Source organism: Streptomyces ambofaciens ATCC 23877 (assembly GCF_001267885.1).
Taxonomy (GTDB): Bacteria; Actinomycetota; Actinomycetes; order Streptomycetales; family Streptomycetaceae; genus Streptomyces; species Streptomyces ambofaciens.
On sequence record NZ_CP012382.1, the window covers coordinates 4,602,525 to 4,629,065 of the forward strand.

Below are 26,541 nucleotides of genomic sequence, written 5' to 3' on the forward strand. Positions count from 1 at the left end.
AGAGCGTCGGTCAAGACGACAGACGCTAGTGGTGGGGCTGCCGTCTTCGCCACAGCGAACTTCTCCGACATTGCTGCCGGAGTAGGACGTACGGGGTGTTTGGTGATGCGGTTGCGTCCTGACCCCATTTCGGGTGCTCCGCATTCGCTAGGCACTCGTACGAGTGAGCTCGACGGCTTCATCCGTCAGCCCTGACACCTCGAACAGCACCCCTGCGAGCTCCACCGTGTCGCCGACCCGAACGTCCTTGTAGCCGGCGACGGGAACCGCGGCGCAGTTCGCGGCGATCCCCGCGGTGCCGGCGTTTGTGTCGACGTAGGAGACCGTGAGGGACAGGCCTGTCGGGAAACGCTGGACGCCGCCGTTGTCGAGCAGTGAGAAAGTGTCCCCTCTCGGTGGGAAGCCCTTGGCGGCGATGGCCACGACGGCGCGGTTGGTGGTGAAGCAGAGGCCGGTGTCCGCGGAGCCCTGCCGGGGTTCGAGCGATGTCGGTGCGGCGGCGAGGGCAGTACGGTCCGCGGCAAGCTTCGGTTCCAGGGCCACGCGGTAGGAGCAGATCTGCCGCACGGTGTACTCGTGGCCGCCGACCTCGATGTCAGTCCCGGGTGAGGCCTTCCACTGCCGCTGCTCCGGTGCGTACTTGAGGCCGTCGCGCAGCGTCGCCGTACGCGTCGTGCCGTCCGCGGACCCATCGGCGTACTGCACACCCCCGCCGCCGGGCAGCGCGAAGCCGCCACCGCGCAGAACGTGCACTCCGTTGGCCGGGGCGGTGCCCACGCATGCGGGGCCCTTGTCGCGGGCGACAGTTGTCCTGCCGCCCGCCCCGCCGCTGTCGGACGACGAGCCGCAGCTGGCCAGGGTCAGCATCGCGAGAGCGGTCAGTGTCGCGGCCCTCGTGCGACCGCGCCCGATGCTACTCACCGGCCTGGACCCAGCGCGTCGCGCCCACCAGCGGTGCCGTACTCATGCCGTTCAGGGTGCGCTGCCGCTGCCGGAGGGTGCTGGTGCATTCGTCGGCGTCCTCGCTGGGCCTCACGTCCGCGTCATCCCCCGTTCTCTGTGCACGTACGGCGTCGGACTCGCTGGACGGAGCCACGCCACCGCTGGTGCAGCATACGAGGGTCCGGGGCAGCTCCGAATCTGAGACGACCGTCTCCACGGATGGCACACAATCACCACACGCGTTGTTCCGGCACCGGGTCGCTGGTGCTGACACCGCAGCACATCAGCGCCTCAAGGCAATGCGGTCGCCGGGTTGTTCCGCCGTTACTCCGTGAACTCCTCGCATGAGTGCGAGGCCTGGATCGCGAGGAACCGCGGCAGGACCCGCACGGGTGGGGGGACAGTGGTCGCCATGGAGTCGAGTAGTGAGTTTCTGCGTTTCGAGTTGCTGCCGTACCGCACCCGGCCGAGGAACGAGTTGCCCACCGCGGGGGTCAGGGGGGACGTGGGGTGCTTTGGGTCCGTCGTGGTGGAGCGATGTCCGCTCTACCAGCCGCTGGGGGAGAAAGTGGACACCGCCCGACTGAGCGGCCCCGCCTTTCCGGAGACGGTCTTCCGTGGCAAGCGCAGGAGCGGGCGGCCTTCGCTGTTCAGGGCCGAGCTCGTCCTCGGCGGTCGGCCCGCGGAACTGCGGTTCAACGCCCGGGCCCTGAGAAAGGCCACCCGGGTGCTGCGCATCGCGTATGACGGCCGGGAGTACGTCTATCGCTCGCAGGGCCTGGGAAAGGCGAACGTCCTGGAAAGAGAGGGCGTCAGGATTTCGATCGAGTTCGGCCGACAGATCCCACCGGCCGACATCGCCAGGGCAGGCACCGCCATCGGCCCCGTGGACTCCGTCGACCTCGCCATCGCCATCGTGCTGGAGGAGGTGGACACAGACGTTCTCACTTTGGGCGGCACGGCGATTTCGTCCCCCTTCGCCTTGATGCAGCACTTTTCGGACCGGGCGGAGTAGCGGTCCTCAAGTTCCCACCAGGCGCGCGCTCTATGACGGCCCAGGTGCGGCCCCAGCAGTTCCAACCGGGACTTCGGGCTTGCCGCAGGGCTGGCATGCCGGCTTCTCAGGTGACCTACGGTGTTTCGGGTGGTCCTTGCTTTACTGGCCTACGGTGCGGCGAACCGGCAGAGGACGCCGAGACCGGTTGCGCAGCATCGGCTGACCGAGGACAGGAAGGCGCCAAGTGGAGAGCGGAATCACCTTCGAGTTGCAACGCGCTGCGTCTACCCGAGGACGCCGGGGTGATGTCGCCTCGTGGGTCGGCCAGGTGGACGGCCTCGGCCGTATCGAGCTGAGCTTTCCCACGGAGCACAGTGATTATCCGGCGGAGTACTGCGAGGTGGCGGTGGCCGGTGAGAGTTTCCCGCTCGTCACTTACCTCGGCCTGCGGTATCTGCGAAGGCCCCTCCTCGCCGAGGGGGAGCTGCGTGTCGACTGGGAACCGGCGGATCTCCATCGCGGTACCTATCGGCTGGGACGAATGGGGCGCGCTCTCCGTATTCACATCAAAGACCGTTCGTACGCCTATGCCCAGGTCGGTGGCAAGCGCAGTCACGAACTGGCGCGGCAGGGCGCGGGTGTGCTCATGAGGCGTTCTGGATGGAACAATCCACGGACCTTGGCCGGGACCTGCTTCGGGACGGCGGACGCACTCGACATCGGCCTCGCCGTCGTCCTGGAGGCCGTGTACACGCGAAATCTCTCGCTGCCCGGCGCCGTGGTGTCGATGCCGGGCCGCTTTCTGAACCGGTGCAATTTTCTCTGATCTCCGGGCCTGCCTGTCGAAGTTCACGCCGGGCACCGCCAAGACCGGGTCCCGCCGCGCGCGCCTTCAGCCTCGCCGTCCTCTTCAAGGCGTGTACGCGCGTGACCGGTCACTTCGCAGGCCTTGATTTCCGGGCGGGGGCGGCTGGCGGACAGGCCCGAGAGACAGCGGCCGGCCGACGTCGGCTCCGGTGCCTTGTGCGGCGCCTGCCTCAGAACACGGTCAGGCGTCCGCCAGTAGTCGACGCCGGGTTCACCCACTCTCGCGAGAGCTGTAGAACAACCGCTTCGCGCGGTGGAGGGTCACCACAGCGCGAAGGCGGGCAGGGGCGAGTGAGGGCCGGCCGCGTATACGGCGATGCAGGTTGCGGACCAGGTCTTCGGGGACTTCTCTGCGCAGCGCGTTTCCCTATCTGGCTGCTACTACCGTACTCACCGGTTGATGGACTGGATCTCCTGGACCGTGACCGCCTGGGCGTTCCCGAAGGTCCCGTCGGGCAGGTCGCCGCCCGCGCCGCCGGAGCCCGTCCACGCGATGTCCCAGGTGATGGTGGCCTGGAGGTCGTAGGTTCCGTCGCCGGAGGAGCGCAGGTACTTGATTCCGCAGGGCGGGGTCTGGTCGGCCTTGCCCTTGGCGTACGGCTCGCCGATCGAGCCGTCGGCGTTGATGGTGCACTCGCCGGAGGCCGGGTAGGTCTCGGCGTCCGGTGTGCCCGGCTCGAGCTTCAGGGACACCGGCTTGGCGGTCGTCGTGGCCGTGAGATTGAAGCCGGGAGCGTTGATCGCGGCCGTTGCCTGGACCTCGTCGAAGACGGCCTTGTCGAGCCACGCCCAGGTCGGCAGGTTCACCTTCGTGGTCTCCTCGGGGGCGAGGCTGACCTTGGTGTCGGGAAGCTGCATGTGCTGGTAGGCGAGGGCGGCGAGTATCTCCGGGGTGATGGCTTCCTCGTGCTGGGGCGGGGGGGCCTCGCCGTTGTCCACCCAGAAGGGGAGGTCGGTGCAGGCACTGCGCTTGAGGATGTCCGGTTCGTCGGGGTTCTCGACACCGGCCCAGAACATTCCCTCGCCGTCCTTCTCGATGTTGTAGTCCTTGTAGCCGGGGTTGTCGGCCCAGCCGAACTCGTCCTCGTAGTGACTCCTCGTCTGGCCGATCGCCGAGCCCGCGTGCCCGGTCATACCGGGAGCGCTCGCGGCCTTCTCGAGGTCTGCGGACATCTTCTTCTTGAATTCCTTGGCCCCGAGGTAGGGGGCGTACCAGCAGGGAGGAGGGGACCAGTTGACGTCGGCGGACGTCACGTTGCCCTTGCCACCGCCCTTGGCGACGGACCCGGAGTACTGGATGCGGGCGGCGGCGTAGATGCCGGTCCTGTCGCTGCCACCGGCCTGGTCGGAGCTGGCGCCCTGGTCGTTGCCCGTCTGTTCTGCCGAGTGGGCAGGCTCCGTGAAAACCACGACGCCAAGGGTCAGGGTCAGGCCGGCTGCAGCAGTGCTCAGTGCCGTACGTCGTGACCTGTTCACCGGCATTCCTCCGCCTTCGTCTTGACGAACACCTTGGAGGCCTGCCACAGACCCGCGCCCGTGGGGTACTTGACCATGATGACCCTGAAGTGGTCGTAGTCCGCGATGCTGGGCTCGCTCCTCAGGATCTTTCCGGTCTTGACCTCTTTCCCGTAGAACTTGCTTGAGTCCACGCAGAACGCGACCTCGACCGAGTTGCCGTTCGAGGTTGCCCGGGTAGATGCCTCGTAGTGGCGACGGGTGCCAGTCGCCGTCCAACCGCCGTCCACACGGCTGTCGATCTGAGTCTTCGCGTAATGCAGCCCCTCGCCTGTGGCGTAAGCGGTCACGGCGGCGACGTTGGATGTGCGCTTGTCCACCCCCCGATAGATGGCACGGAAGAAGTTCGCGGCGTCTTCCATCGCCGCCGCCTCGTTCTTGTCCTCCGGCTTCTCCCAGTCGAAGGTCAGGTTCATGTCCTTCGGGAGGGAGACGTCCACGCCGTCCGGCTTGTCGGCGGCCGGGGCGCCCGAGGGGCTCGGCGACTTCGTGGGCTGGGCCGAGCCCTGGTCGGCGCCGGCGATCTTGTCGTTCTCGCCGGAGTCGGCGTCACCGCCTCCGCAGGCCGTCAACAGCAAGGCTGCCGTCGCGGTGAGTGCGGCGGCAACGGGCAAAGAGCGGCGCTTCACAGTGGACTCCCCGTGAGACAAAGGATCAGTCAAGAGAACAGACGCTATAGGTGTGGTTCGTGGTTTCGCCAGAGCGAACTATGGAGTGAGAGGCAGGGGACGACGTGGCGGAAGGCATCCCGGGAGTCGCCGATCGGGTCGGCGCGGGTGGCCGGTGGCGGGCGGACGCGGGCCGGTGGCTTTTGTTCAGCGTGCTGTGTGCAGGGGGTTCGCTCGGACTGGCCTGGACCGGGCCGGTCGTGCCGTTGCCGGGCCCCGTGCGGGGGGTGGGGCTGCTCCTCGCCGTCCTGGTGCTGCCGTTGGCCTCGCTGCTGGTGCCGTTGTTCGTGCTGCGGCGGGTGCCGCGCAGGAAGCGGAAGGTGGCCTGGCAGCTGGCCGTGCCGCTGATCGCCGGGGTGGCCATGGGGGTGTTCGGGACTGCCGCCGGTGACCAGACGGCCCTGGCGGACCGGGGGCGGTGGACCGAGGCCGTCGTGGTCCGCATGGACGACAGCGGGACCAACCACTGTGACCTGCGTGCGGTGGACGGAGGTGGGATCTCGCCCTCGCTCTCGGAGGGGGACGGCTGCCACGACTGGGTCACCGAGGGGGACGAGTTGCGTGTGCGGTACGACCCCGAAGGGATCGCCGGGCCGACCGAGTCCGTGGGGAGAAGCTCGTACGGAGGCATGCTGGGGTCCCTCTTCGCGGCCGCCGTCGTGATGGGCACCTGGGGTGCTGTGCGGCAGAACAGGTGGCACCGGGAGTACGACGGGGGATGACCGGGAGGGAGGCCGCGGCTCCTTCCTGCCGAAGGACCCGCGGAGGTCCGCCGCACGTTCTTCAGGGCTGGAAAGCCCACGAAAGGGAGCCGCACACTACTCACCGCCGAAGGACCCCTCGCGGGCTCCCCGTACGCTCCTCACGGCCGAAGGACTCCCGTGGGGTCCTCGCACGCTCCTCACGGCCGAAGGACCTCTCGCGGGCTCCTCGCACGCTCCTCACGGCCGAAGGCCCCCCGCAGGGCCCCCGCACGCCCCCCACCGCCAGTGGCCCCGCGACGCGGTCGCCCGCCCCTCACCCCAGCTTTGCTTTCTGTGCGTTCACCACCGTCGGTGAGAGCTTCGCGTCGCTCGGCCTGCGGTTGGCGATCGCCAGGCCGTCGACCGAGAAGTGGACGGCGAGGAGGTCACCGCTGCGGACGACCTCCGTGTGCAGGACGTGCGGGACGCCCAGCGAGGTCATCGTGGCCTTGAAGCCGAGCGACTCGTCCCCGGCGGGCGTGACCTTCTCCGCGGTGACGGAGTCGTAGGGGGTCTTCGCCCCGTTCGCCTCGGCCGTGAAGCCGCCTCCGCACGACCCCACGGCCTTGCGCACGCCGGCGAAGGCGGACTGCGCGTCCCCGGACCGGTGGGCGGTCAGGGTGATGTACGTGAAGCCGATGCCGTTCGCCGTCTCCGTCTCCGTCCCGGTGTCCCGCTGCCCCGAGACGACCCGGGTGAGGTCGGCCTCGGGGGCGCCGAGCGGCAGTTGGTTCATGGCGTGGGCCAGCGGCGCGCAGACGGGCTTGTCGAGCGTCACCTCGTCCGGGGTCCGGGCGAAGCGGAACTCGTCGTCGGGCTCCGCCACCCTGAGACCCTTCACGTCGGACGTCGTGACCATCGTCCGGGCCAGACGCTCCGCCGCAGTGGGTTCCTTCGTCGAGGGCGCGGTCGTCGCCGGAGCCGCGCCGGAGCCGGAGTCCCCGGTGCCGCCGCAGGCGGTGAGCGCGGTGAGGGAGAGCAGGGACAGGGTGGCGAGCGCAGCCGGGGTGGCGCGATTCATGCGGGCTCCTGCGTGGGGGGTGTCACTGGTCCGAGCGAAGATCTTGGCACGGTCGATCCGTTCCCTCGTGAGTGATTCGTGCAGGCCTCATGACGACGCCGTGACGAACCGCACGCCCGGAGAGATCCCTGGCGCCGTTTCTGGATTCGCATCCGCACAGTCGGGGCGGTCGGATGCAGGTCTTTGCTCAACTGGGTTGGGACGTTGCGAAGTTGCGGACAGCTAAGGGCGGGCGAGGTGGAGTCCGAGGAGGCGGGCGTGCCTTGAGGGGCTTATGTGCTGCTGATACGGTGCGATGGCTTGACACTCGCCTCAGCGCTGGATATTCGCCCAGGTCGGACGGGTGCGTCAGGGGATGTCCCTGGACGTCACCGACCGGGCAGCGCGGGCGGAGTGTCCGAAAATGCAGGTTATTCCGCGTACTTGAGTAGTGCGCGGAGACAATTTCTTGGGTGTACGGGGAGCGGTTGCGTGAAGATCCAGGAGCGTACGGGGGCGGGCGCGGGACGTTCCGCGGCTCCGGCTCAGCCGTCGGTCGGTGACCGGCTTCCCAGCCCCCCTCGCGAGCGCAAACCGGCGCTGGCCGCGCTGGCGGTGCTGCTGATCCTGGTGGGTGCGCTGGGCGCGACGATGCTGGTGCTGCGGGCCGGGGACCGGATCGAGGCGGTCCAGGTCACGGCCGACATCAAGCCCGGTGAGTCCCTCACCAAGGACAACATCAAGGCCGTCATGGTCAATGACGACTCCGGTGCCAACTTCGTGCCGTGGGAGCAGCGCGCGGGCCTGATGAAGCTCCAGGCGAAGTCCACGATCTACGACGGCACGGTCGTCGTCGGCCAGATGTTCGCCGACAAGACCGGCATGGAACAGGGCAAGGCCACGGTCGGCGTCTCCCTCAAGGAGGGCCAGTACCCGGACGGCCTCGACTCGGGCGACAACGTGGCCGTCTACCGCGTCGGCAGCAAGGCGTCCTCCGGCAGCAGCGAGCAGAACGGCTCCTCCGGCTCGTCCGGTGCCGACAGCTCCCTGCTGGTCGAGCGCGCGGTGGTCGTGTCCGCCGAGGCGGCCGGCGGCGACACGATCAGCAGCACCGCCCTGCCGGTCACGCTGACCGTCGACGCCGCCGACGCGGCCGCCGTCGCGCAGGCCGCCTCCGCCGGCGAGGTCGCCGTCGTCCTGATCCCCGGCAACTAGAAGGCGACCCCACATCCCATGGCCCTCATCGCCCTCGCCGCCGACAAGGGTTCCCCCGGCGTCACCACCGCGGCCGTCGCCCTCGCGGCGGTCTGGCCGCGCCGCGTCCTGCTCGCCGAGACCGACCCGGCGGGCGGCGACCTGGTCTACCGCTCCGCCGCCGCGCACGGCGGACCGCTCAACCCGAACACCGGCATGCTGTCGATAGCGGCCACCGCCCGGCGCGGCCTGGTGCCCGACCAGCTCTGGGACCACGTGCAGCCGCTGAGCGGCGGCCTCGAAGTCCTCGTCGGGCTCGGCATCTCCGAGCAGGCCGCCGGTCTCGCGGGCCTGTGGCCCACCCTCGGCCGGGCCTTCGCCTCGCTCGCGGACTCCCCGAACGCCCCCGCGGACGTCATCGCCGACTGCGGCCGCATCAGCGGTGACACGCCGGCCACGGAGCTCTTCCCGCACGCCGCGCTCGTGCTGCTCGTCTCCCGTACCGAGCCGGAGGCCATCGCCCGGGTCCGCGACCGCGCCGCCGCCCTGTCCGCCAAGCTGCACGGCGGCCCGCGCGGTGCCGCGACCCTCGGCATGCCGATGATCGGCGTCGTCCTGGTCGCCGACACGAACGACGCGGCGAAGCTCTCGGGCCAGGTCAACGACATGCTCGTGCACGCCCAGACCGGCGCCCGCGTGGTCGGCACCATCGCCGACGACCCGGCCGGCGCCGACCAGCTGGCCGGCCGCAGGCGTGGCCGGCTGGAGAAGTCGCTGCTCATCCGCTCGGCCCGCAAGGTCACCTCGGACCTGTACCAGCAGTTCGGCGCCGCCTGGTCCATGCCCACCGGACCCGCCGGCACCGACCTGTCCGGCCACGCGGGGGCCGGCCGATGACCGCTGTCGACCACTCGCTGGTCAAGCGGTTCCGGCAGGACGCCGGCGACCGCATCGCCGAGCAGCGCCGCCAGGACCAGGTCAGCGGCGTCACGCCGATGTCCACCGAGGACGAGCGGCAGTACGCGCGCGCCGTCATCGCGCAGATCCTGGAGGAGTACGCCCGCGCCGAGATCAACGCCGGGCGCACGCCGCTGGACGCGGAGACGGAGGAGGCGTACGCCGCCGCCGTGCACGCCGCCCTGTTCGGCGTCGGGCGGCTGCAGCCGCTCCTCGACGACCCCGAGGTCGAGAACATCGACATCAACGGCTGCGACCACGTCTTCGTCGGCTACTCCGACGGGCGCGAGGAGCGCGGCGAGCCGGTCGCCGAGACCGACGAGGAGCTCATCGAGCTGATCCAGATCCTCGGCGCCTACTCGGGCCTGTCGTCCCGCCCCTTCGACTCCGCCAACCCGCAGCTCGACCTGCGGCTGCCGGACGGTTCGCGTCTGTCGGCGGTCATGGACGTGGCCCGGCGCCCGGCGCTGTCCATCCGCCGCGCGCGCATGGGCAAGGTCTTCATCTCCGACCTGGTCGGCAACGGCACCCTCACCCCCGAACTCGGCCACTTCCTGGCCTGCGCGGTCCGAGCCCGCAAGAACATCATGATCGCGGGCGCCACGAACGCCGGCAAGACGACGCTGCTGCGCGCCCTCGCCAACGAGATCCCGCCGCACGAGCGGCTCATCACCGTGGAGCGGGCGCTGGAGCTCGGGCTCGACACCTTCCCCGACCTCCACCCCAACGTGGTGGCGTTCGAGGAGCGGCTGCCCAACTCCGAGGGGCAGGGCACCATCAGCATGGCGGAACTGGTCCGCCGCTCCCTCCGTATGAACCCCTCCCGCGTCATCGTCGGCGAGGTGCTCGGCGACGAGATCGTGACCATGCTCAACGCGATGTCGCAGGGCAACGACGGCTCGCTCTCCACGATCCACGCCAACAGCTCGCACGAGGTCTTCAACCGCATCTCGACGTACGCCCTCCAGGCCGCGGAGCGGCTGCCGATCGAGGCCAGCCAGATGCTGGTGGCGGGCGCCGTCAACTTCGTCGTCTTCATCCAGCGGCGCAACAACTTCCAGAGCGGCGGCCGCCTCCAGCGCATGGTGACCTCGGTCCGCGAGGTCAACGGCGTCGACGGACGCGTGCTGTCCAGCGAGGTCTTCGCCGAGGCCCCCGACGGCCGCGTGGTGCCGCACGCCCCCATAGCCTGCCTGGAGGAACTCATCGCCTACGGCTACCGGCCCAACGGAACCTGGGGGTGAGGGACGTGACCACGCACACCACCGGCGTACCGCTCGCGGCACTGGACTCCGTCGGCTCGATGGGCGGCCTGTTCTCCACCACCGTCCTGTACGCGCTGGGCTGCGGTGTCGCCGTCGGCGGCGGCCTCGCCCTCTTCCTCGTCGCCGTACGCGGACTGCCCGCCAAGCCCGAGCACGAGAAGCGGCAGGCGGCCGAGCGGGCGGGCGAGCTGATCCGCTGGGCGGGCCAACGGGGGTCCCTCGCGGCCATCGTCGGCCTCGCCGTCCTGCTCCTCACCCGCTGGGCGGTGCTGGGCATCGCGGCCGGCGTCCTCGTCTTCTTCTGGGACCGCCTCTTCGGCGGCGCCGGTGAGGAACGCGCCGCGATGAAGCGGGTGGAGGCCCTCGCCTCCTGGACGGAGTCGCTGCGCGACACCATCGCCGGCGCGGTCGGCCTGGAGCAGGCCATCCCGGCCTCGGCCCGTGCCGCCGCCCCCGTCCTGCGCCCGCACCTGGACGCCCTCGTCGACCGGCTGCGCTCCCGCACCCCGCTGCCCGAGGCGCTCCAGCACCTCGCCGACGAGATCGACGACGCGTCCGCCGACATCATCGTCGCGGCCCTGATCCTCAACGCGCGACTGCGCGGCCCCGGTCTGCGCCAGGTCCTCGGCGCGCTCGCCAAGTCGGCGCGCGAGGAGGTCGACATGCGCCAGCGCGTCATGGCGCAGCGCGCCTCGACCCGCCGGTCCGTCCAGATCGTCGTCGCGGTGTCGGTGCTGTTCGTCCTCGGCCTGTCCATCTTCAACCGGGACTTCGTCGAGCCGTACGGCTCACCCGTCGGCCAGCTCGTCCTGGCCTGCGTGTGCGGGCTGTTCGCGCTGGGCTTCTGGTGGCTGCGCAAGCTGTCGACCATCGAGACGCCGGAACGCTTCCTGGTACGGGACGGCTCCGACGTCCAGTTCGTGCGGCCCCGCACCGCGGACCGCACGGGCGCGCAGGGTCAGCCCGCACAGCGCCTGCCGCAACCGTCCCAGCCGTCGCAGGCGTCTGGGGACGAGGGGGTACGACGATGAACCTGACGATGCCGGTCCTGGTCGGTGCGGTCATCGGCCTGGGCGTCTACGCCCTGGTCCGCGCCCTGATGCCGAGCAGACGGAGCCCGGTCCAGCAGGTCGCCCGGATCGACGCCATGCGGGCGCGCGGAACGGCGTACGAGTCGGCCCGCACGGTCAAGGACACCGGCCGCCTCGGCTCGCTGCGCGCCCAGGTCGGCGCACGCGTCGCCGAGCTGTACCTCCAGCAGGGCTGGGAGCAGCGCTCGCTGCGCGCGGACCTGGCGGTGCTGGACCGCAGCTGGGAGAAGTTCCTGGCGACCAAGGCGCTGCTGGCGGCGGGCGGTCTGTTCTTCGGGCCGTTCCTGTTCGCGATCGTCTGGACGCTGGGCTTCAACGACAGCCCGATCGTCCCGGTCTGGCTGGCCCTGCTCTGCGCGGCGGTCTTCTTCTTCCTGCCCGACCTGGAGGTGCGCCGGGACGCGGCCGACAAGCGCCGCGACCTGCGCCGCGTGATCGGCGCGTACCTGGACCTGGTGTCCATGAGCCTGGCCGGCGGGCGCGGTCTGCCCGAGGCCCTGATGGCGGCGGCGGAGGTGTCGGACGGCTGGGCCACCCACCGCATCCGCAACGCCCTGGCCGACGCGCGCATCACCGGCATCAGCCAGTGGCAGGCGCTGGGCCAGCTCGGCGAGGACCTCGGCGTCGAGGAACTCAAGGACCTGTCCGCCTCGCTGGCCCTGGTGGCCGACGACGGCGCCAAGGTCCGCGAGTCGCTCGCCTCCCGCGCCGAGACCATGCGGCACCGCGAACTCTCCGAGATCGAGGGCAGCGCGGGTGAGAAGTCCCAGTCGATGCTCGTGGCCCAGCTCCTGCTGTGCGCCGGGTTCCTGGTCTTCCTGATCTACCCGGCGGCGATGCGGGTGTTCCAGGTGTGACGCACCGCCTGAGGCGGCCCTCCCGGCCCCGACCCCTTCGACGCAGCACCTCCGAGCCGCTTCGACCCCAGAACTGATACGAGAGGACAGAACCCACCATGAACGGACGGAACCTCCGCACCGGCACCACGGGCATCGTGCCCGTGGACTTCCTGATCACCTTCCTGCGGGCCCGCGTGGACCGCGCCCGTTCCGGCGAACTGGACCGCGGCGCGTCCGCGGTCGAGTGGGTCATCATCTCCGCGGTCGTCGTCGCGATCGTCGGCGTGGTGGCCGCCATCATCAACGCCGCGCTCAGCGAGGGCGCCAACAAGGTCGGCGACTGCATCAAGGGTGCGGACGCGGGCAGTACCTGCTGACCGCGGGTACGGGTTCCGCCGCCACAGGCAGTACGGAAAGCAGGGGGATACGGGGTGTCAGTGCGCGTACGTGGTTGGGTGCGCCGACGCGTGGAGGCTGCCTCCGCGCGCGGTGACTCCGGCATGACCGCGATCGAGTTCGTGCTGCTCACGCCGGTCCTCTTCTTCATGATCTTCGCGACGGTGCAGTTCGGGCTGTACTTCTTCGCCGACCACGTGGCGCAGGCGGCGGCCCAGGCGGGCGCGCGCAAGGCCCGTGCCACGGCGCACGACCAGCCCGGCGGCTGGCGGGGCGAGGCCCGGGACGTGGTCGACAGCTACATCCGCCAGCTGGGCCCCCAGCTGGTCCTCTCCCCGGACGTGAAGCTGCTCCAGCCGGAGCAGGACACGGTCGGCGTGGAGATCACGGCCCGCATTCCGACGGTCTTCCCGGGCCTGGACCTGACGGTGCACGCCCAGTCGATGGGGCCGGTGGAACGGTTCGTCCAGGAGGGGGAGAACTAGATGGACGACTCCCGTCCGACCGCCGGTGACGAGGGCCTGTCCACCATCGAGGTGGTGATCCTGGCCCCGGTGATGATCCTCTTCATCCTCGTCCTGGTGGCTTTCGGCCAGCTCGTGGACGGCCGCGGCGCGCTCGACGGCGCGGCACGGGACGCCGCCCGCGCGGGTTCCATCCAGAAGGACCACGGCACGGCCATCGCCGAGGCGAAGAAGGCGGCCGAGTCCAACCTGGCGGACGTCTGCGCCGGCCCGGTCTCCGTCGTTCAGAAGAGCGCGGGCTTCGAGCCCGACACCCTCTTCACGGTCGAGGTGAGCTGCGAGGTGCGCGGCCTGGCCTCCATCGGCCTGAACATCCCGACGACGCTGACGGCGAGTTTCAGCTCCCCGCTGGACCCTTACCGGAGGACGGCGTGAGGGCTCTCGTACGCACCTGGCTCACGGACCGGCGTGCCCGCCTCGACGACCGCGGCTCGGGCGCCGGCGCGGTGATCATCTTCGCCCTGGTCTTCCTCTCCCTCTCGGCCTTCGTCATCGACGGCGGCATGTCCATCTCCAAGCGGGAACGCGCCGCGGACATCGCCGAACAGGCCGCCCGCTACGCCGCCCAGGACATCGACCGCGAGGCCCTCTACGACGACGTGGGCGGCCCCGCCCCCATCAACTACGAGAACTGCGACGCCCGGGTCAAGTCCTTCGCCGCGGAGATGGACATGACCGGCCAGGACATCGCCGCGACCCACTGCGTGACGGCCGACGTCGCCCAGGTGGAGGTCGAGGTCCAGCTGACCTACTCCCCGGTCTTCACCGGGATGTTCTACGGCGGCGACGTGGTCGTCCACGGGCAGGCGGTGGCGGAGAACGAGGTGGGCTGACCGACCCCCGCCCCTCCCGCCCCGCTGTTCCCTCTTCCCCCCCCACGACGGAGGTACCACTCCCATGCAGACACGCCCCACGACCATCGCCGCCGCGGCCCTGGCGGCGGTGACCCTGTTGCTCTCCGGCTGCGGAGGCTCGGACGGCGAGGACTCGGGGAAGGACGGGATCGCGGGGGCGGACACGGGCGCGAAATCATCGACGTCTCCGTCACCGACGACGACCGATGACGGCATCGACCGCCCCGAGGTGAGCCTGCCGGAAGGCGACAGCCTGGCCTTCGCGCCGGAAACCACGGGTGACGCCAAGGCGGACGCCGTACTCAAGGACAACGCGGAGTATCTTCGCGCCATCGACGAGGCGATCGGGAAGCAGGACCCGAAGTCCGAGGCCGTCGCCTTCTACAGCAAGGACGCGGCCTACCTCGGGTCCGTGGAGTGGATCAGCGGCTTCGTCAAGGACGGTGTCACGGTCACGGGGACGGTCCGCTATTTCGATCGCAAGGTGACTTTCAGCAAGGACGGCTCGGCCGGGCTGGTCTACTGCGCGGACGAGTCCAAGGGCTACACCAAGGACGTCAAGACCGGTGAAGTCAACGTGACGCAGGCGAGCAAGGACTCGTACGTCCTCTACAACGATCGCCTGAGGAAGAACGACAAGGGGGTCTGGCAGACGACCAAGAGCACCTCCGAGCGTGGAAGCGAGGTCTGCCAGCCGTGAATCGCACCGCCAGGTCAACAGCTTTCAGCACTGCCGCCGCACTTCTGATCACCTTGCAGGCCGCCCCTCTGGCGTGGGCCGACCGCACCACCACGAGTGGGAAGAGCAAGGATGCCGACGCCGGCCGCAGCGGCCGCACCATGTACGTCCAGACGAAAGTACAGACGACGGTCAACGGCAGCAGCAGCACCACCAAGTCGGGCACGCTTTCGTCCGCTGACAGCAACTGGACCCCGCCCGCTTGCTGGTACGAGCCCGCCTTCTCGCCCAAGGAGATCCAGGCAACCGTCAAGTTGTGGCGAGGCCTCGATGGCCTTCCCCTCATCGGCGGCGTCGGCGAGTTCGTCGGTGACATGCTGGACCTGCGATACAAGGACGGCCATCCCTACAAGAACTACAACCTCGACAAGCAGGGCGAGGGCATGTTCTGGGCGGCCGCAGTCAACCCCAATCGCAAGGACGACCCCGAGGCCAGCGCCTGCGACGAGCCACCCTTCTGGGTGGACAACGGTGATACGCCCGACGAGCCGCTCGCCCTGTCTCCACAGGTGCTCGCCGAATACGCCTACGACGAACTCCCCGTCCCGGGTACCGAGATCGAGATGAAGCCGGCCGGGGCGACGAAGGTGAACCTCCCCACTTGGATCTGGCTGGACAAGGCCAAGTTCAAGAAGGTCTCGGTCACCGCGAGCCTCCCCGGTACGGGCCTCTCCGCGACCACCACCGCCGAGCCCGTCTCCCTGCACATCGACCCGGGGACGGGCGACGCCCAGACGTTCCCCGCGTCCGGCGACTGCGAGATCAACGCGGACGGCAGCATCGGTGAGCCCTACGCCGACGGCAAGGCGAACGCCACCCCGCCCTGCGGCGTCACCTACCTCCGCGCCTCCGGCGCCGACGGCGCGTACCCCTTGCAGGCCACCGTCACCTGGAAGATCTCGTGGACCAGCACCACGGGCGAGGGCGGCGATCTCCCGGAGGGCACGTTCGGCGCGACGCAGGACGTGACCGTGCAGGAGATCCAGTCGGTCAACCGCTGAACCGCTGAGGCCGACGGGCCCGCTACTGGTCGCGGCCCAGGTACAGGTCGAGGTCCAGCTCACGTACTCGCCGGTCTTCACCGGCATGTCTACGGCGGCGACGTGGTCGTCCACGGGCAGGCGGTGGCGGAGAACGAGGTGGGCTGACCCGACGCCTTCCCTCTCCCGCCCGACTGCCCCATCCCCCCACCAACGGAGGTACCACTCCCATGCGCACACGCCCGACCACCACCGCGGCCGCCGCCCTGACGGCCGCGGTCGCCCTGATGCTCTCCGGCTGCGGATCCGACACCGATGACTCGGGCAAGGACAAGATCGCGGGCGCGGACACGGGGGCCTCGGCCTCCGCGACACCGTCCGCGTCCGCGAGCGAGGACGGCATCGAGCGGCCGGAGATCAAGCTGCCGTCCGACGTTCAGAACGTCTTCGAGGGCGGCTCGACGGGCGACGCGAAGAAGGACGCTGTACTGGCGGACAACGAGAGGCGCGTCAACTCGATCGACGAGGCGATCGTCGTGGATGCGGACAAGCATCCGGCGCTCGAGTTCTATTCGAAGGGTGACGCCCTCATGTCGGCCGCCACCTACATCAAGTCGTTCTACGACAACGACCGCAGCTTCACGGGCAAGACTCGTTACTACGACCGTGAAGTCACGTTCGCGAAGGACGGATCGGCGACCGTCACGTACTGCATGGACGCGACCGACACCTACCCGAAGAACCGCAAGACCGGCAAGGTCGACCGCTCAGTCGAGTCGTCACCCAGTGACTACGCCTTCTACAACACCCGGCTGGAGAAGAACAGCGAAGGTGTGTGGCAGACGACGAGTGTGTCTTCGACCGAGGCAGCCGAGAGGTGCATGTGATGCGGCTGGTTTCCTCCACCCGCCTGTTCCTGGTCCCTGTCCTGGCCCTGGGGGTCAGCGCCGTGTCGTCCGTGGCCGTAGCAGGTGGCGGCCGCAATGCCGGAAGCGGCACGGAGGCCAGCTCCAGCGCGTCCGCTCAGGAGGGCGTCATCAGGGCGGAGACCAAGGTCACGACCACTGTGAACGGTAGCTCTCGGACGATCGGCACGGGGACGCTCACGCCGGAGAACAGCAACTGGACGCCGCCGGCATGCTGGTACGAGCCCGCCTTCTCTCCCAAGGAGATCGAGAAGACCGTAAAGCTGTGGCGGAGTATCGATGGCTTGCCGTTCCTCGGCGGAGTCGGGGACTTTGTCGGCGACTCCCTTGATGCGTACTACAAGGACGGAGAGCCCTACAAGGACTACAACCTCGACAAGGAGGGTGAGGGGATGTTCTGGGCGGCGGTGAAGAACCCCAACCGCAAGGACGACCCCGAAGCCAACTCCTGCGACAAGCAGCCCTTCTGGGTGGACGAAGGCGACGTCCCCGAAGAACCCCTCGCCCTCACCCCCCAGATCCTCGCCGAATACGCCTACGACGAACTCCCCGTCCCCGGTACCGAGATCGAGATGAAGCCGGCCGGGGCCACCAAGGTGAACCTGCCGACCTGGATCTGGCTGGACAAGGCCAAGTTCAAGAAGATCTCCGTCACCGCGAGCCTCCCCGGTACCGGGCTCTCCGCGACCACCACCGCCGAGCCCGTCTCCCTGCACATCGACCCGGGGACGGGCGACGCCCAGACGTTCCCCGCGTCCGGCGACTGCGAGATCAACGCCGACGGCAGCATCGGTGAGCCGTACGCCGACGGCAAGGCGAACGACACCCCGCCCTGCGGCGTCACCTACCTCCGCGCCTCCGGCGCCGACGGCGCGTACCCCTTGCAGGCCACCGTCACCTGGAAGATCTCGTGGACCAGCACCACGGGCGAGGGCGGCGATCTCCCGGAGGGCACGTTCGGCGCGACGCAGGACGTGACGGTGCAGGAGATCCAGTCGGTCAACCGCTGAACCGCTGAGGCCGACGGGCCCGCAACTGGCGTACCGACCCCCACCCCTCCCGCCCCATCGTTCCCTCTTCCCCCCCACGACGGAGGTATCACTCCCATGCAGACACGCCCCACGACCATCGCCGCCGCGGCCCTGGCGGCGGTGACCCTGTTGCTCTCCGGCTGCGGAAGCTCGGACGGTGAGGACTTGGGGAAGGACGGGATCGCGGGGGCGGACACGGGCGCTTCGGCATCCGCGTCACCGTCCCCGTCGGCGAGCGACGACGACATCGACCGCCCGGAGATCAAGCTGCCGTCCGACGTCAAGAACGTCTTCGAGGGCGGCGAGAGGCGGGACCCGGTCAAGGACGCGGTGCTGGCGGACAACGAGCGGATGATCAACTCGATCGACGAGGCGATCACTGTGGACGCCGAGGAACATCCGGCGCTGAAGTTCTACAGCCGGGAGAACGCCCTGATCGCCGCCACGAACTACGTCCAGTCCTTCTACGAGGCTGGCACGACCTGGACGGGCTCCACGCGCTACTACGACCGCGAGGTCACCCTGAGCGGCGAGAGCGCGGCCACGGTGACGTACTGCGGTGACGAGACGGAGTCGTACAGCAAGGACCGCAAGACCAAGAAGGTCAAGAAGACGCCGGGCGATGCGGACGACTACGTCTCCTACAGCGCACGTATGAAGAAGAACACCGAGGGCGTTTGGCAGACCACCAACGTGGTGTCGGAGCGAGGAGCCGAGAAGTGTCAGCCGTGAGCCTTACGCGTCGACACCTGCCCATCCTTGCCGCACTGCCCCTTCCGATGTCACTGGCACAGGGTGTCGCTCATGCCGGGGACAAGCATGACCGGCAACCTCTCCTCCACCTCCAGCAACTGGACCGCCCGGAGAAGGCATGTTCGGCGCTATCCAGGCAGCGCCCCGCAGGTACGAGACGACTCGGCGCTCGTCGGGCGCCGCAACGTCCCGCACTGCGTCTGCGATGGAGCCCTCGGTCGGAAACTCCCAGCATGGGGAGAGCTCTGCGAAGAAGCCGACAGGTCGGACCGTCCCGCTCACCCTGAACGGTGTCCATGTTCACCAGGGCCTCCTCAAGCCACAGCCACCGCCCGTACCCTCGACGCGCCTACTTCTCGCCGTCGCCACCGCCCTTGCCCCCGCCCCGCTTGTCCTCCGTTTTCACGACGCCGTTGACCTTCTTGGTGAGTTCGTCGTCGAGTTTCTTGAACTCGCGGACGACGGCGTCCGACATGTCGGCGAGGGCGTCGAGCTGCTGGGTGATGTCCTCGCGGCCGTCCTCCCAGTTGGACTCGAAGTCGCCGAGGGCGTCATTGACGCTGCCGTCGCCGATGTCGTCCTTGTACGACTCGAAGAGCTTCTTGGTGTGGTTCAGCCGCGTCTTCAGTGACCGCAGCCGGCGTCCGTAGTCCTCCAGCTCGGTCAGCGGCAGCGCGAGGTCGCTCTTGCCCTTGCCCATGCTCTGAACCCCCTGCCTGTCAGACGAAGCGGAAGGTACTGGTCACGGCATCGAAGATGTCGTGGAACGCCTCGGCGAGGTCCAGCACCGGACTGGCCCCAGAGACGAGGACCACCTGGTCGGTGGTTCCCGGGACGGGGATGTACGTCTGGGTCAGCACCATGCGCAGGGTACGACTGTCGCCCTGGGCCACGGGCACGTCCTCGACGCCGTAGGTCCGCGCGGCCGTGCCCACCTCGGGGATGTCGACGGTCGTGACCTTGCGCCAGGCGTCCCCTTCTCGGCGGGGGGTGATCGTCCGCAGGTTCTCGGCGATGGCGCGGGGGTCGGTGGACAGGACGACGCCCTGCTTGTTCTTGGCACCGAGCACGGAGACGGTGACGGTAGCGGAGAGCGGGACACCGGCGAAGTTCTCGGCCATGCAGCCCAGATAGACGGCACCGGAGTCGTGGGCGTCCTTCGCCATCTTGCGGAGCATGGCCGTCAGGTCCGCCCGGTAGGGCACGAGTTCCGGTGTCTCCCTGAGGCGTTCGTCCACCAAGGTGTGAATGGTCGCCTCCCGGCCTTCGGGGCGGATGTCGAACTCCCACCACGAGTCGGGGACCGCCAGCGACACACCGACGGGCGCCGGGGTGGTTGTGGGGCTTGCCTCCTCCTCTTGGCCTTGAGCGGGTGTGCGGTGAGAGCCGTCGGGCGCGGGCAGCCAGTCCCACGCGTCCTCGGAGCGCTCTGACGGGACCGCGCTGGTGGTGAAGGACAGGGGGAGGGCCAGAGCGGCCACGCGCGACAGACTGAGCGGCGAGACGGGGACGCGGGCACGACCGTCCACGAGGCCACTCAGGTCGATCTGCACGGTGAGCCCGGATTCCCCGAGCGACTGGATGCTCCGCAGCTTGTCGGAGATCAGGTCGACCAACTCGTCCAGTGCCCCCTCGAGACCCTGATCGGGCCGGGCGGTGACCTCGACCGCCCAGACTCCTTCGCCGGGCCGGAAGCGGGAAACCGCTGCCGGGTCCCGGGTGAGTGACGGAGCGATACCGAGCGCCTGAGTGACGTCTTGTGGGGCCAAGTCCTTACCGGTGATGAGGAGGGTGGCTGTCGGGCTGTCCCACGAGGGGGCCGAGATCGTCATCATTCTCGCTATCGGTCACTTGTGCTCGGAGAAATGGTGAGCGGCACGTTCAGGGCAGCCATTCGAGACACCACGTCAGGAGTCAGAGAAAAGCTGCTGCCGTTTCCGACGAAGCCCGTGACGCTGATTGAGAGCTCATACCCCTGTGCCGTCAGATGATTAATTCCCGAAGAATAGGGCTCGATTTGTTCGAGCAGTTTCAGGAGCTGCTCGTTAACTCCTCCCGGGTACCTTTTGTGCACGGCCAGCGCCCATACGCCTTCCGGAGGCGGATCGGTACGCCGACTGTCCGCCTCCGGGACCGACAACGAGGTCGGGGGCACCCGGATGACCTCCGAGAGAAGGGAAGAATCGAGGTCGGGCTTGCGGACGATCAACTGCACGCCCGTTTCTGCCCAGGTTCCTTCCTCGTGATCCCATTGCATTAGTCCGGCTCCTTCAGAAGATCTCACGGCATGCTGCCCAGTGTACGTTCCCCATGCCGGGCTGGAGCAGTTCGTCCAGTCTTGTCCGTTCGGCAACGGTGACCGAATTCTCGAATACGCTGAAGCCGCCACCTGCGCCAGCGGCAGGGGCGGCCAGTGTGTAATTGGGAATCACGTCTCCGGACCGAGCCACTTGCAATGCTTCTCCCGGGTAAACTCCAGCCTCGACGGTGAGGCCGTCCAGGCCGCCGAGTCGGTCGCCGTGGTCCACGTAGAACGACATGGACGTGCCTTCCGGTACGCGAATGGTGCCGGCGCCCTCTTCGAGGAACCCGTGACCGGCCAGCACCGTTTCATCGGTTCTTCCGCCCTGGAACACCCGAGTCGCGTAGTAGTGGCCTTGGTCGGACCGGTAGACCTTCTTCGAGAGTTGCGGACTGAGCTGGATCAAGGCTTGCTTGATCTGGTCTATCGAAGGAAGAGGGCCCCCGGATCCGCGGGACGCCGCCTTGCTCAGCCACGATCCGTCCAGGCCCCGGAAGATGTTCCGGGTTCCCGCTCCGAAGCTGCGCAGCCCGCCGGCGAGGTTCTGCAGGCCGCCGCCAATGCCCCCCATGAACCCGGCGCCGAGCGCCTTCAGTCCGCCCGCCTTCCACAGCTTGCCCAGTTTGGCGAGGCTGGTGAGGCCCTTGGTCGCGGGTATGCAGTCCAGTGCCGCCCATAGGAGGTCGCCCCAGCCGGCCTGGCCTTTGATGACCTTTCTCATCGTGTCGGCCATCACGACCAGGGCCGCCGCGAAGACCAGCCACCCCAGCGGCCCGCCCACGATCATCACGATGATCCCGGCGATGGCCACGACCCACTTGCAGACGGTGACGATCTCGTCCCAGTGGTCGGAGACCCAGTCGCCGATCTCCTCCCACCAGTGCCGGTTCGGAATACCGGCCTCGGAGGCTTCCTGCAGCTTGGTCACCGTTCGGCGGGCGGCATCCTCACGCAGGCCCTTCGCCTGATCCGCGAGTTTCTTGGCCGCTTCGAGGGCGCTCTGCGCGCTCTCGACGTTCCGCTCGGCCGCGGCCTGGCGGGCGTTCGCGTGCTGCGCGTCCCGGGTGGCGCGGCGGACATCGGCCTCGTCGGGCTTGGGGACGTCCTGGCCGCCGCTCTTGGCGGGGTCGTAGGAGTCCACCTTCTCGGTCGCGGTACGGACCCAGTCGTTGGCCCCCGCCAACGTCGTCTGTGCGGTGGCGAGTTCCTCACGCGCCTTGCGGCCGTCCCGCAACGCCTTGTCGGCCTTCTCCTGAGCGTCCTGAAGGTCGGGCCAGAAGGACGCGAGCGCGTCGCCCGCGAGGTCGTACGACTTCTTCAGCTTCCGCAGCTTCTTCGGGACGTCCTCGAACTCCTCGGCGAACACGTCCGCCGTCTTGCCCGCCCAGGAGAGGATCTCGTCCTCCTTGGCTATCCCCTTGAGATCGCGCAGGGCTTCGGCCACGTCATCGGCGAAGTCGTGCAGGGTCCCGGCGAGGGTGCGTATGCGCTGCGGGTCGCCCGGTGTCGGGTCCTTCTCCAGGTCGAGTACGTGCCAGTCCGCCGGCCTGTGCGACACCGTGTTCTCCCCCGTGCACCTGCGATGCCTACCGCGTAGAACGTGCGTATGAACCTATCGCACGGGCGGCAGGGTCAGGAGGTCGTCGTCTTGAGGCTCTGGACGAGTGCGGTGAAGGATGCGAGAGGACAGTCGGTGGGTCCGGTCATGCCTCGCGCCTCACAGTTCCTTCGCCAAGTGATGGATGAAGTCCCGCGTCCGGGCGGGGGCGAATGCAGCCTTTTCCACCTTACGGAACAGGGCCCGGAAGCGGTCGAGCTGTGATTCGGCGTCCAGGAAGGCAGTGCCGTTGGGAGAGTCGCGAAGCACGGTGTCGAGCCGTGGCAGCGGGCCACCGACGTGCATCGCGGCTGCGCCGGCACCGGCGAAGTGGTCGGTGTCGAAGGGAACGACGCGTACGGACGCCCTGTTCAGCGGTTGACGGGCTGGTTCCGGGGGTTGTGGGGGTGGTGAAAGGGGAACGGCGTCGTGGGGCAAAGGGGAGGAAGCGGGCGGGCGTTGAGAGGGTCGCCGACTGCTGCCTTCGACGCTGTCGGCGTGAGTCCATAAGATCTCTGTAGGCTCAGCACACCCCTCATACCTGACACACCGACCACCCCTGCCACCCCTGCTCACGCTCACACACGACCCGGGACACCCGCCATGCCGCGACGCCGCACCACCAGCTCGTCAAGCTCGACGGGAAGTTCGCCGGCTCCGAGGAACCGGACGCCCCAGCCGGTGCGGGTGCGGCGGCGGTCGTTCGGGGACTTCGTCAAGGCGTTCCTCGCCTTCGTCGTCCTGGCGGGGCTGGTCGTCGGAGTGCCCCTCGCGCTGGCCGTGACCGTCGGGTGGCCGTTCCCCGACGGCGCCCCGGGCCTCGACTGGCTGCAGCGCGAGATCACCGTCGAGACCTTCCTGCGCATCTTGACCGTCATCGTCTGGTTCGCCTGGGCCCAGTTCACCGCCTGCGTGCTCGTCGAGGTCAAGGCCGCGCTGTCCGGCGTCGGGGTGCCGGGCCGGGTGCCGGGGGCCGGGCCCAGTCAGCTGCTGGCCCGGCAGCTCGTGGCCGCGCTGCTGCTCGTCGGCGCCACCGCGGCCAGCCTCACGCCGGGGTTGTCGCAGCTCGGGCACGGCCTGGAGGGGAACCAGAAGCCGTCCGTGGCGGCCGCCCAGCAGACGCCGGGACTCTTCGCCCAGCAGCAGGAGCAGGCCGCCGCCACCGCGGGCGCCCTGGCCGAGCAGGCCGGACAGGCCGCGGCCCGTGCCGACGGTGCCGCCGCGGCGCACGGTGACACGAAGTACTACCGGATCCAGCCGCCCGAGGGACGCCACCACGACTCCCTCTGGGAGATCGCCGACCGGCACCTCGGTGACGGCCGCCGGTACCACGAGATCTTCGAGCTCAACAAGGACCGCGTGCAGCCGGACGGTTCGAAGCTGTCCGAGGCCTCCCTGATCCGGCCGGGCTGGATCATGGAGATGCCCGGCGACGCCCGCGGCGGCGAGCTCGTCGAGATGCCCGACGAGGCACCGAACGTCTCGGAGCAGGTGCAGCAGCAGATCCACGACTACGCGCGGACCGGGGACCAGGCGCAGGGCGGCGGCGGAGCCCAGGGCGGAGGCGCCGGCGACGCCCACGTCTCCCTCCCCGAGCAGCGCCCCGCGCCCGCCCCCGACGCCGGGCAGGAGCACACCACCCCCACCGAGGCCGGACCGTCGGGGCAGGCCGGGCAGTTCGGGGACTCCTTCGGGCTTCCCGAGGCGCTCCTCGCCGCCCCCCTCCTCGCCGCCGGTCTCCTCGGCGCCCTCGGCCGCCGGCGCCGGCAGGCGCTGTGGCAGTCGGCGCTCGGCAGCATCGGCGGACGGCGCGGCATGGAGCCGCCCACGCCGAGCGGCGACGCCCTGGACGTGCAGGACGCGCTGCTCGTGGGCGCCGACCCCGAGGGCGTACGCCTGCTGGACCGGTCCCTGCGCGGGCTGGCCGGCGCGCTCGCCGCCGAATCACGGCCGCTGCCCGTCGTCTACGCCGCCTGGCTGGGCGGCAACGGCGACCTGCACCTCCAGCTCGCCCAGCCGGCCGGGAAGCCGCCGGCGCCCTGGCAGCTCGGACAGGACCAGACCTTCTGGATGCTGGCCCGCGCCGACGCCGAGGGATACGAGGACGTCGACACCGCCGCGCCGTACCCGGGTCTGGTCAGTCTCGGCACCATGGACGACTCCCGGCTGCTGCTCAACCTGGAGTCCGTGCCCGGCCTCGTCTCGCTCAGCGGTAGGGAGGCCGACCGGGCCGCCGTCTTCGCCTCGGTCGCCGCCGAACTGGCCACCAACGGCTGGTCGGACCGCATGACCATCACCCTGGTCGGGTTCGGGGACGACCTCACGCCCCTCGCGCCCAGCCGGATCCGCCACCTCGACGGGTTCGAGGACCTCTTCGAGACCATGTCCGCCGAGACCCGGCAGCGCCGCGGCGCGCTCGGCGCGGCGGGGCACGACTCCGTCCTCACCGGCCGCACCGGGCCCGCCCAGCACACCCGCTGGGCGCCGCACCTGGTGCTGCTCGCCGCCCAGCCGTCCGACGAGGACGCCCTGCGGCTCGCCGAGCTCGCGGCCGACGCGAGCCGCCTCGGCATCGGCTACCTGGTCGGCACCGAGGGAGCCGAACTGCCCGGCGCGGCCTGGGAGATGGAGATCACCGGCGAGGGAAGGCTGCTCGCCCCGCTCCTCGGCCTGGAACTGGAGGCCCAGTTGCTGCCGGCCGCCCAGCAGCGGGCCGTCGTCGAGCTGTTCGCCGACGCCGACCCCGAGCGCGGCCCCGACGGACCGACCAACACCCCGCCGTTCCTGGTCGACATCAGCGAGCAGGGCCGTCCGGCGGTGTACGCCCGCCTCGTCGGGTCGTACGAGATCATCGGTCTGGACGCGCCCGACGGCGAGCGCAGCGCCCAGTTGCACGAGGCGCTCGCCCTGCTCCTGCTGCACCGCGAGGGCGTCCACCCGCGCGTGCTGTCCTCCGCGCTCTGGCCGCGCGGGGTCACGCAGGACGTCCGCGACGCGCTGCTGGAGCGGCTGCGGGCCTGGCTGGGCACCGACCCCGACGGCACGCCGAGGCTCGGCACCGACGCTACCGGGCGGCTCACCCTCGCCAAGTCCGTCGTCTCCGACCTGGACGTACTGCGCTCCCTCTACTACGAGGCCACCCAGGGCCGGGGCGTCGGCAGCCGCCAGGTGCGCGGCCGGCTGCTCACCGACGCGCTGGTGCTGGTGCGGGGGCCGCTGCTCGCCGACCGGCCCGAGGGCCGCTACCGCTGGCTCACCCACGAGATCGTCGACGCCCAGCTGCCGCTGCTCGTCGCCGACACCGGTCTGGCCCTCTCCGAGTTCCACCTGGAGAAGGACCGCGCGGAGAAGGCCATCGAGGCGCTGAACGCGGCGCTGCGCACCGCACCCGCCGACGAGCGGCTGTGGCACGAGCTGCTGCGCGCCACGCACGCCACCGACGACCCCGACCGGCTCCACGCCCTCGCCGCCGACCTCATCGGGCGCAGCGGCGCGCGCGGTCTGCCGCCGCGCACCGAGGCACTGCTCGACGAGCTGCTGCCGACCTGGCGCGACGGCGTCGCCGCCGCCGGATGAGCACCGGCCTCCTGGTAGTCCTCGTCGCCGCGCTCTGGGGCGCGGCGACGGGCGCGCTCCTGCCCCGCGCCGCCTACCGCTTCTCCGCCCCCTCGGGGGAGGCGTGGCGCGACAGCTGCCCGCAGGAGCACCCGGTCCCGGGCTGGCTGGGCCGGGCGCGGTGCGCGCGGTGCGGCGCCGAAGCGACGTCGTACGGGCCCCGCACCGCCTCCCTCGCCGCCGTCACCGCCCTCGTCTGCGCCGCCCTGGCCGCCGCCACCGGCACCCGTCCCGAACTGGCCGTCTGGCTGCTGCTCGCCCCCGCCGCCGTGCTGCTGGCCGCGGTCGACCTGCGGGTACGGCGGCTGCCCGACCCCCTCACCCTGCCGCTCGCCGGCGCCGCCCTCGTCCTCCTCGGCCTCGCCGCGCTCGCGCCCGAGCACGCCGGCCGGTGGACCACCGCCCTGCTGGGCGCCCTCGCGCTCGGCGCCGGCTACTGCGTCCTGTTCCTCATCAACCCGGCCGGCATGGGCTTCGGCGACGTGAAACTGGCCCTCACGGCCGGTGCCGCCCTCGGCTGGTACGGCTGGCCGACGGTCATGCTCGGCACCTTCGCCGGGTTCCTGCTCGGCGCGCTCTACGGCGGGGCCCTCGTCGTCGCCCGGCGGGCCGGGCGCAAGACCGCCATCCCCTTCGGGCCGTTCCTGATCGCGGGTGCGTTCCTCGGCGTGCTGGCCGGGGCCTACGCGGCCTGAGCGCGGACCCGTGAAAGGGCTGGCGTACGCTGGTCGCGTCCGTCCACAACC

At 69.8% G+C, this 26,541-nt stretch carries 29 protein-coding genes; 19 read left to right on the forward strand and 10 right to left on the reverse strand.

All coding sequences use genetic code 11. The features are described from left to right. Positions 1–147 precede the first annotated feature (147 nt). Both SAM23877_RS20580 and SAM23877_RS41790 read right to left on the reverse strand, forming a co-directional pair. Positions 148–867, reverse strand: coding sequence for a hypothetical protein (locus SAM23877_RS20580; RefSeq protein WP_244902978.1), 720 nt, complete (start codon positions 865–867; stop codon positions 148–150). A 46-nt stretch (positions 868–913) separates the two neighbouring features. Then, the gene (locus tag SAM23877_RS41790; protein WP_280518073.1) at positions 914–1,036 is read right to left on the reverse strand and encodes a hypothetical protein; all 123 of its coding nucleotides are present in this window, start codon (positions 1,034–1,036) and stop codon (positions 914–916) included. Positions 1,037–1,354: 318 nt separating this feature from the next. Between SAM23877_RS41790 and SAM23877_RS20585 the strand changes: the two genes are divergently transcribed. Then, positions 1,355–1,957 (forward strand): hypothetical protein, encoded by a 603-nt coding sequence (locus tag SAM23877_RS20585; RefSeq protein WP_053142694.1) that lies wholly within the window; start codon positions 1,355–1,357, stop codon positions 1,955–1,957. A gap of 226 nt (positions 1,958–2,183) precedes the next feature. Continuing rightward, on the forward strand, positions 2,184–2,765 hold the full coding sequence (locus SAM23877_RS20590) for a hypothetical protein (protein WP_053135279.1): 582 nt from the start codon (positions 2,184–2,186) through the stop codon (positions 2,763–2,765). 431 nt (positions 2,766–3,196) lie between these two features. Here the strand turns inward: SAM23877_RS20590 and SAM23877_RS20595 are convergent, their stop codons facing one another. Together SAM23877_RS20595 and SAM23877_RS20600 are read right to left on the reverse strand one after the other, a co-directional pair. Next, the gene (locus tag SAM23877_RS20595; protein WP_053135281.1) at positions 3,197–4,288 is read right to left on the reverse strand and encodes a hypothetical protein; all 1,092 of its coding nucleotides are present in this window, start codon (positions 4,286–4,288) and stop codon (positions 3,197–3,199) included. Then, entirely contained in the window at positions 4,279–4,950 is a 672-nt protein-coding gene (locus SAM23877_RS20600; protein WP_174532238.1) for a hypothetical protein, read from the reverse strand. Before SAM23877_RS20600 ends, SAM23877_RS20595 begins: the two co-directional genes overlap by 10 nt. A 191-nt stretch (positions 4,951–5,141) precedes the next feature. Between SAM23877_RS20600 and SAM23877_RS20605 the strand changes: the two genes are divergently transcribed. Continuing rightward, entirely contained in the window at positions 5,142–5,711 is a 570-nt protein-coding gene (locus tag SAM23877_RS20605; protein ID WP_244902979.1) for a porin family protein, read from the forward strand. A 295-nt stretch (positions 5,712–6,006) separates the two neighbouring features. Here the strand turns inward: SAM23877_RS20605 and SAM23877_RS20610 are convergent, their stop codons facing one another. Next, a complete protein-coding gene (locus tag SAM23877_RS20610) occupies positions 6,007–6,753 on the reverse strand; it encodes a hypothetical protein (protein WP_053135285.1) in 747 nt (248 codons plus the stop codon). A 471-nt stretch (positions 6,754–7,224) separates the two neighbouring features. Between SAM23877_RS20610 and SAM23877_RS20615 the strand changes: the two genes are divergently transcribed. The 14 genes from SAM23877_RS20615 (at position 7,225) to SAM23877_RS20680 (ending at position 18,260) form a co-directional block, all read left to right on the forward strand. Next, positions 7,225–7,947, forward strand: coding sequence for a hypothetical protein (locus SAM23877_RS20615; protein ID WP_053135287.1), 723 nt, complete (start codon positions 7,225–7,227; stop codon positions 7,945–7,947). Positions 7,948–7,965: 18 nt separating this feature from the next. Continuing rightward, positions 7,966–8,823, forward strand: a complete 858-nt coding sequence (locus SAM23877_RS20620) for a hypothetical protein (protein WP_053135291.1) — start codon at positions 7,966–7,968, stop codon at positions 8,821–8,823. Then, positions 8,820–10,127, forward strand: a complete 1,308-nt coding sequence (locus SAM23877_RS20625; protein ID WP_053135294.1) for a TadA family conjugal transfer-associated ATPase — start codon at positions 8,820–8,822, stop codon at positions 10,125–10,127. The genes SAM23877_RS20620 and SAM23877_RS20625 overlap by 4 nt, the downstream gene beginning before the upstream one ends. Positions 10,128–10,186: 59 nt before the next feature. Beyond that, positions 10,187–11,179 (forward strand): type II secretion system F family protein, encoded by a 993-nt coding sequence (locus tag SAM23877_RS20630; protein ID WP_053142700.1) that lies wholly within the window; start codon positions 10,187–10,189, stop codon positions 11,177–11,179. After that, a complete protein-coding gene (locus SAM23877_RS20635) occupies positions 11,176–12,096 on the forward strand; it encodes a type II secretion system F family protein (protein WP_053135297.1) in 921 nt (306 codons plus the stop codon). The genes SAM23877_RS20630 and SAM23877_RS20635 overlap by 4 nt, the downstream gene beginning before the upstream one ends. Before the next feature lie 98 nt (positions 12,097–12,194). Next, positions 12,195–12,455, forward strand: coding sequence for a hypothetical protein (locus tag SAM23877_RS20640; RefSeq protein WP_043381290.1), 261 nt, complete (start codon positions 12,195–12,197; stop codon positions 12,453–12,455). A gap of 54 nt (positions 12,456–12,509) precedes the next feature. Continuing rightward, the gene (locus SAM23877_RS20645; protein ID WP_053135299.1) at positions 12,510–12,959 is read left to right on the forward strand and encodes a TadE family protein; all 450 of its coding nucleotides are present in this window, start codon (positions 12,510–12,512) and stop codon (positions 12,957–12,959) included. Then, the gene (locus SAM23877_RS20650) at positions 12,960–13,373 is read left to right on the forward strand and encodes a TadE/TadG family type IV pilus assembly protein (protein ID WP_053135302.1); all 414 of its coding nucleotides are present in this window, start codon (positions 12,960–12,962) and stop codon (positions 13,371–13,373) included. Then, positions 13,370–13,831 carry a TadE/TadG family type IV pilus assembly protein gene (locus tag SAM23877_RS20655; protein WP_053135304.1) on the forward strand — a complete coding sequence of 154 codons (462 nt, stop codon included), beginning with the start codon at positions 13,370–13,372 and terminating at the stop codon, positions 13,829–13,831. The genes SAM23877_RS20650 and SAM23877_RS20655 overlap by 4 nt, the downstream gene beginning before the upstream one ends. Before the next feature lie 64 nt (positions 13,832–13,895). Continuing rightward, positions 13,896–14,552: a hypothetical protein gene (locus tag SAM23877_RS20660; RefSeq protein WP_053135307.1), complete on the forward strand. Its 657-nt coding sequence runs from the start codon at positions 13,896–13,898 to the stop codon at positions 14,550–14,552. A gap of 53 nt (positions 14,553–14,605) precedes the next feature. Beyond that, positions 14,606–15,592 carry a hypothetical protein gene (locus SAM23877_RS20665; protein WP_244902980.1) on the forward strand — a complete coding sequence of 329 codons (987 nt, stop codon included), beginning with the start codon at positions 14,606–14,608 and terminating at the stop codon, positions 15,590–15,592. 209 nt (positions 15,593–15,801) lie between these two features. Then, positions 15,802–16,458 carry a hypothetical protein gene (locus SAM23877_RS20670; protein ID WP_053135313.1) on the forward strand — a complete coding sequence of 219 codons (657 nt, stop codon included), beginning with the start codon at positions 15,802–15,804 and terminating at the stop codon, positions 16,456–16,458. Further along, complete coding sequence (locus tag SAM23877_RS20675) at positions 16,458–17,507, forward strand: hypothetical protein (RefSeq protein ID WP_053135316.1); 1,050 nt, start codon at positions 16,458–16,460, stop codon at positions 17,505–17,507. The genes SAM23877_RS20670 and SAM23877_RS20675 overlap by 1 nt, the downstream gene beginning before the upstream one ends. 96 nt (positions 17,508–17,603) lie before the next feature. Continuing rightward, the gene (locus tag SAM23877_RS20680; RefSeq protein WP_053135319.1) at positions 17,604–18,260 is read left to right on the forward strand and encodes a hypothetical protein; all 657 of its coding nucleotides are present in this window, start codon (positions 17,604–17,606) and stop codon (positions 18,258–18,260) included. Positions 18,261–18,630: 370 nt separating this feature from the next. On the opposite strand, the gene SAM23877_RS20685 is transcribed toward SAM23877_RS20680, so the two are convergent. The 5 genes from SAM23877_RS20685 to SAM23877_RS42110 all read right to left on the reverse strand — a co-directional run bounded on the left by SAM23877_RS20685 (position 18,631) and on the right by SAM23877_RS42110 (position 22,762). Further along, entirely contained in the window at positions 18,631–18,981 is a 351-nt protein-coding gene (locus tag SAM23877_RS20685; RefSeq protein WP_053135322.1) for a hypothetical protein, read from the reverse strand. 19 nt (positions 18,982–19,000) lie between these two features. Continuing rightward, positions 19,001–19,519, reverse strand: a complete 519-nt coding sequence (locus SAM23877_RS20690; protein WP_244903073.1) for a hypothetical protein — start codon at positions 19,517–19,519, stop codon at positions 19,001–19,003. Positions 19,520–20,121: 602 nt separating this feature from the next. Continuing rightward, entirely contained in the window at positions 20,122–20,538 is a 417-nt protein-coding gene (locus SAM23877_RS37665) for a DUF4279 domain-containing protein (RefSeq protein ID WP_079030335.1), read from the reverse strand. 13 nt (positions 20,539–20,551) lie between these two features. Further along, entirely contained in the window at positions 20,552–22,141 is a 1,590-nt protein-coding gene (locus SAM23877_RS41350) for a putative adhesin (protein WP_342342864.1), read from the reverse strand. Between the two features lie 159 nt (positions 22,142–22,300). Beyond that, positions 22,301–22,762, reverse strand: coding sequence for a Scr1 family TA system antitoxin-like transcriptional regulator (locus tag SAM23877_RS42110; protein ID WP_425314763.1), 462 nt, complete (start codon positions 22,760–22,762; stop codon positions 22,301–22,303). 21 nt (positions 22,763–22,783) lie between these two features. Here SAM23877_RS42110 and SAM23877_RS20705 point away from each other — a divergent pair, with 21 nt between their 5' ends. Continuing rightward, a complete protein-coding gene (locus tag SAM23877_RS20705) occupies positions 22,784–25,756 on the forward strand; it encodes a BTAD domain-containing putative transcriptional regulator (RefSeq protein WP_053135328.1) in 2,973 nt (990 codons plus the stop codon). Further along, the gene (locus SAM23877_RS20710) at positions 25,753–26,490 is read left to right on the forward strand and encodes a prepilin peptidase (protein WP_053135332.1); all 738 of its coding nucleotides are present in this window, start codon (positions 25,753–25,755) and stop codon (positions 26,488–26,490) included. Before SAM23877_RS20705 ends, SAM23877_RS20710 begins: the two co-directional genes overlap by 4 nt. Positions 26,491–26,541: the final 51 nt, after the last annotated feature.

Excerpts from the sequence above, each read along its gene's own strand:
- SAM23877_RS20580 (WP_244902978.1), bottom strand. The coding sequence starts at position 867 with ATGCTGACCCTGGCCAGCTGCGGCTCGTCGTCCGACAGCGGCGGGGCG.
- SAM23877_RS20585 (WP_053142694.1), top strand. The coding sequence starts at position 1,355 with ATGGAGTCGAGTAGTGAGTTTCTGCGTTTCGAGTTGCTGCCGTACCGC.
- SAM23877_RS20595 (WP_053135281.1), bottom strand. The coding sequence starts at position 4,288 with ATGCCGGTGAACAGGTCACGACGTACGGCACTGAGCACTGCTGCAGCC.
- SAM23877_RS20610 (WP_053135285.1), bottom strand. The coding sequence starts at position 6,753 with ATGAATCGCGCCACCCCGGCTGCGCTCGCCACCCTGTCCCTGCTCTCC.
- SAM23877_RS20620 (WP_053135291.1), top strand. The coding sequence starts at position 7,966 with ATGGCCCTCATCGCCCTCGCCGCCGACAAGGGTTCCCCCGGCGTCACC.
- SAM23877_RS20625 (WP_053135294.1), top strand. The coding sequence starts at position 8,820 with ATGACCGCTGTCGACCACTCGCTGGTCAAGCGGTTCCGGCAGGACGCC.
- SAM23877_RS20630 (WP_053142700.1), top strand. The coding sequence starts at position 10,187 with ATGGGCGGCCTGTTCTCCACCACCGTCCTGTACGCGCTGGGCTGCGGT.
- SAM23877_RS20635 (WP_053135297.1), top strand. The coding sequence starts at position 11,176 with ATGAACCTGACGATGCCGGTCCTGGTCGGTGCGGTCATCGGCCTGGGC.
- SAM23877_RS20640 (WP_043381290.1), top strand. The coding sequence starts at position 12,195 with ATGAACGGACGGAACCTCCGCACCGGCACCACGGGCATCGTGCCCGTG.
- SAM23877_RS20650 (WP_053135302.1), top strand. The coding sequence starts at position 12,960 with ATGGACGACTCCCGTCCGACCGCCGGTGACGAGGGCCTGTCCACCATC.
- SAM23877_RS20660 (WP_053135307.1), top strand. The coding sequence starts at position 13,896 with ATGCAGACACGCCCCACGACCATCGCCGCCGCGGCCCTGGCGGCGGTG.
- SAM23877_RS20670 (WP_053135313.1), top strand. The coding sequence starts at position 15,802 with ATGCGCACACGCCCGACCACCACCGCGGCCGCCGCCCTGACGGCCGCG.
- SAM23877_RS20675 (WP_053135316.1), top strand. The coding sequence starts at position 16,458 with ATGCGGCTGGTTTCCTCCACCCGCCTGTTCCTGGTCCCTGTCCTGGCC.
- SAM23877_RS20680 (WP_053135319.1), top strand. The coding sequence starts at position 17,604 with ATGCAGACACGCCCCACGACCATCGCCGCCGCGGCCCTGGCGGCGGTG.
- SAM23877_RS20685 (WP_053135322.1), bottom strand. The coding sequence starts at position 18,981 with ATGGGCAAGGGCAAGAGCGACCTCGCGCTGCCGCTGACCGAGCTGGAG.
- SAM23877_RS37665 (WP_079030335.1), bottom strand. The coding sequence starts at position 20,538 with ATGCAATGGGATCACGAGGAAGGAACCTGGGCAGAAACGGGCGTGCAG.
- SAM23877_RS20705 (WP_053135328.1), top strand. The coding sequence starts at position 22,784 with ATGCCGCGACGCCGCACCACCAGCTCGTCAAGCTCGACGGGAAGTTCG.
- SAM23877_RS20710 (WP_053135332.1), top strand. The coding sequence starts at position 25,753 with ATGAGCACCGGCCTCCTGGTAGTCCTCGTCGCCGCGCTCTGGGGCGCG.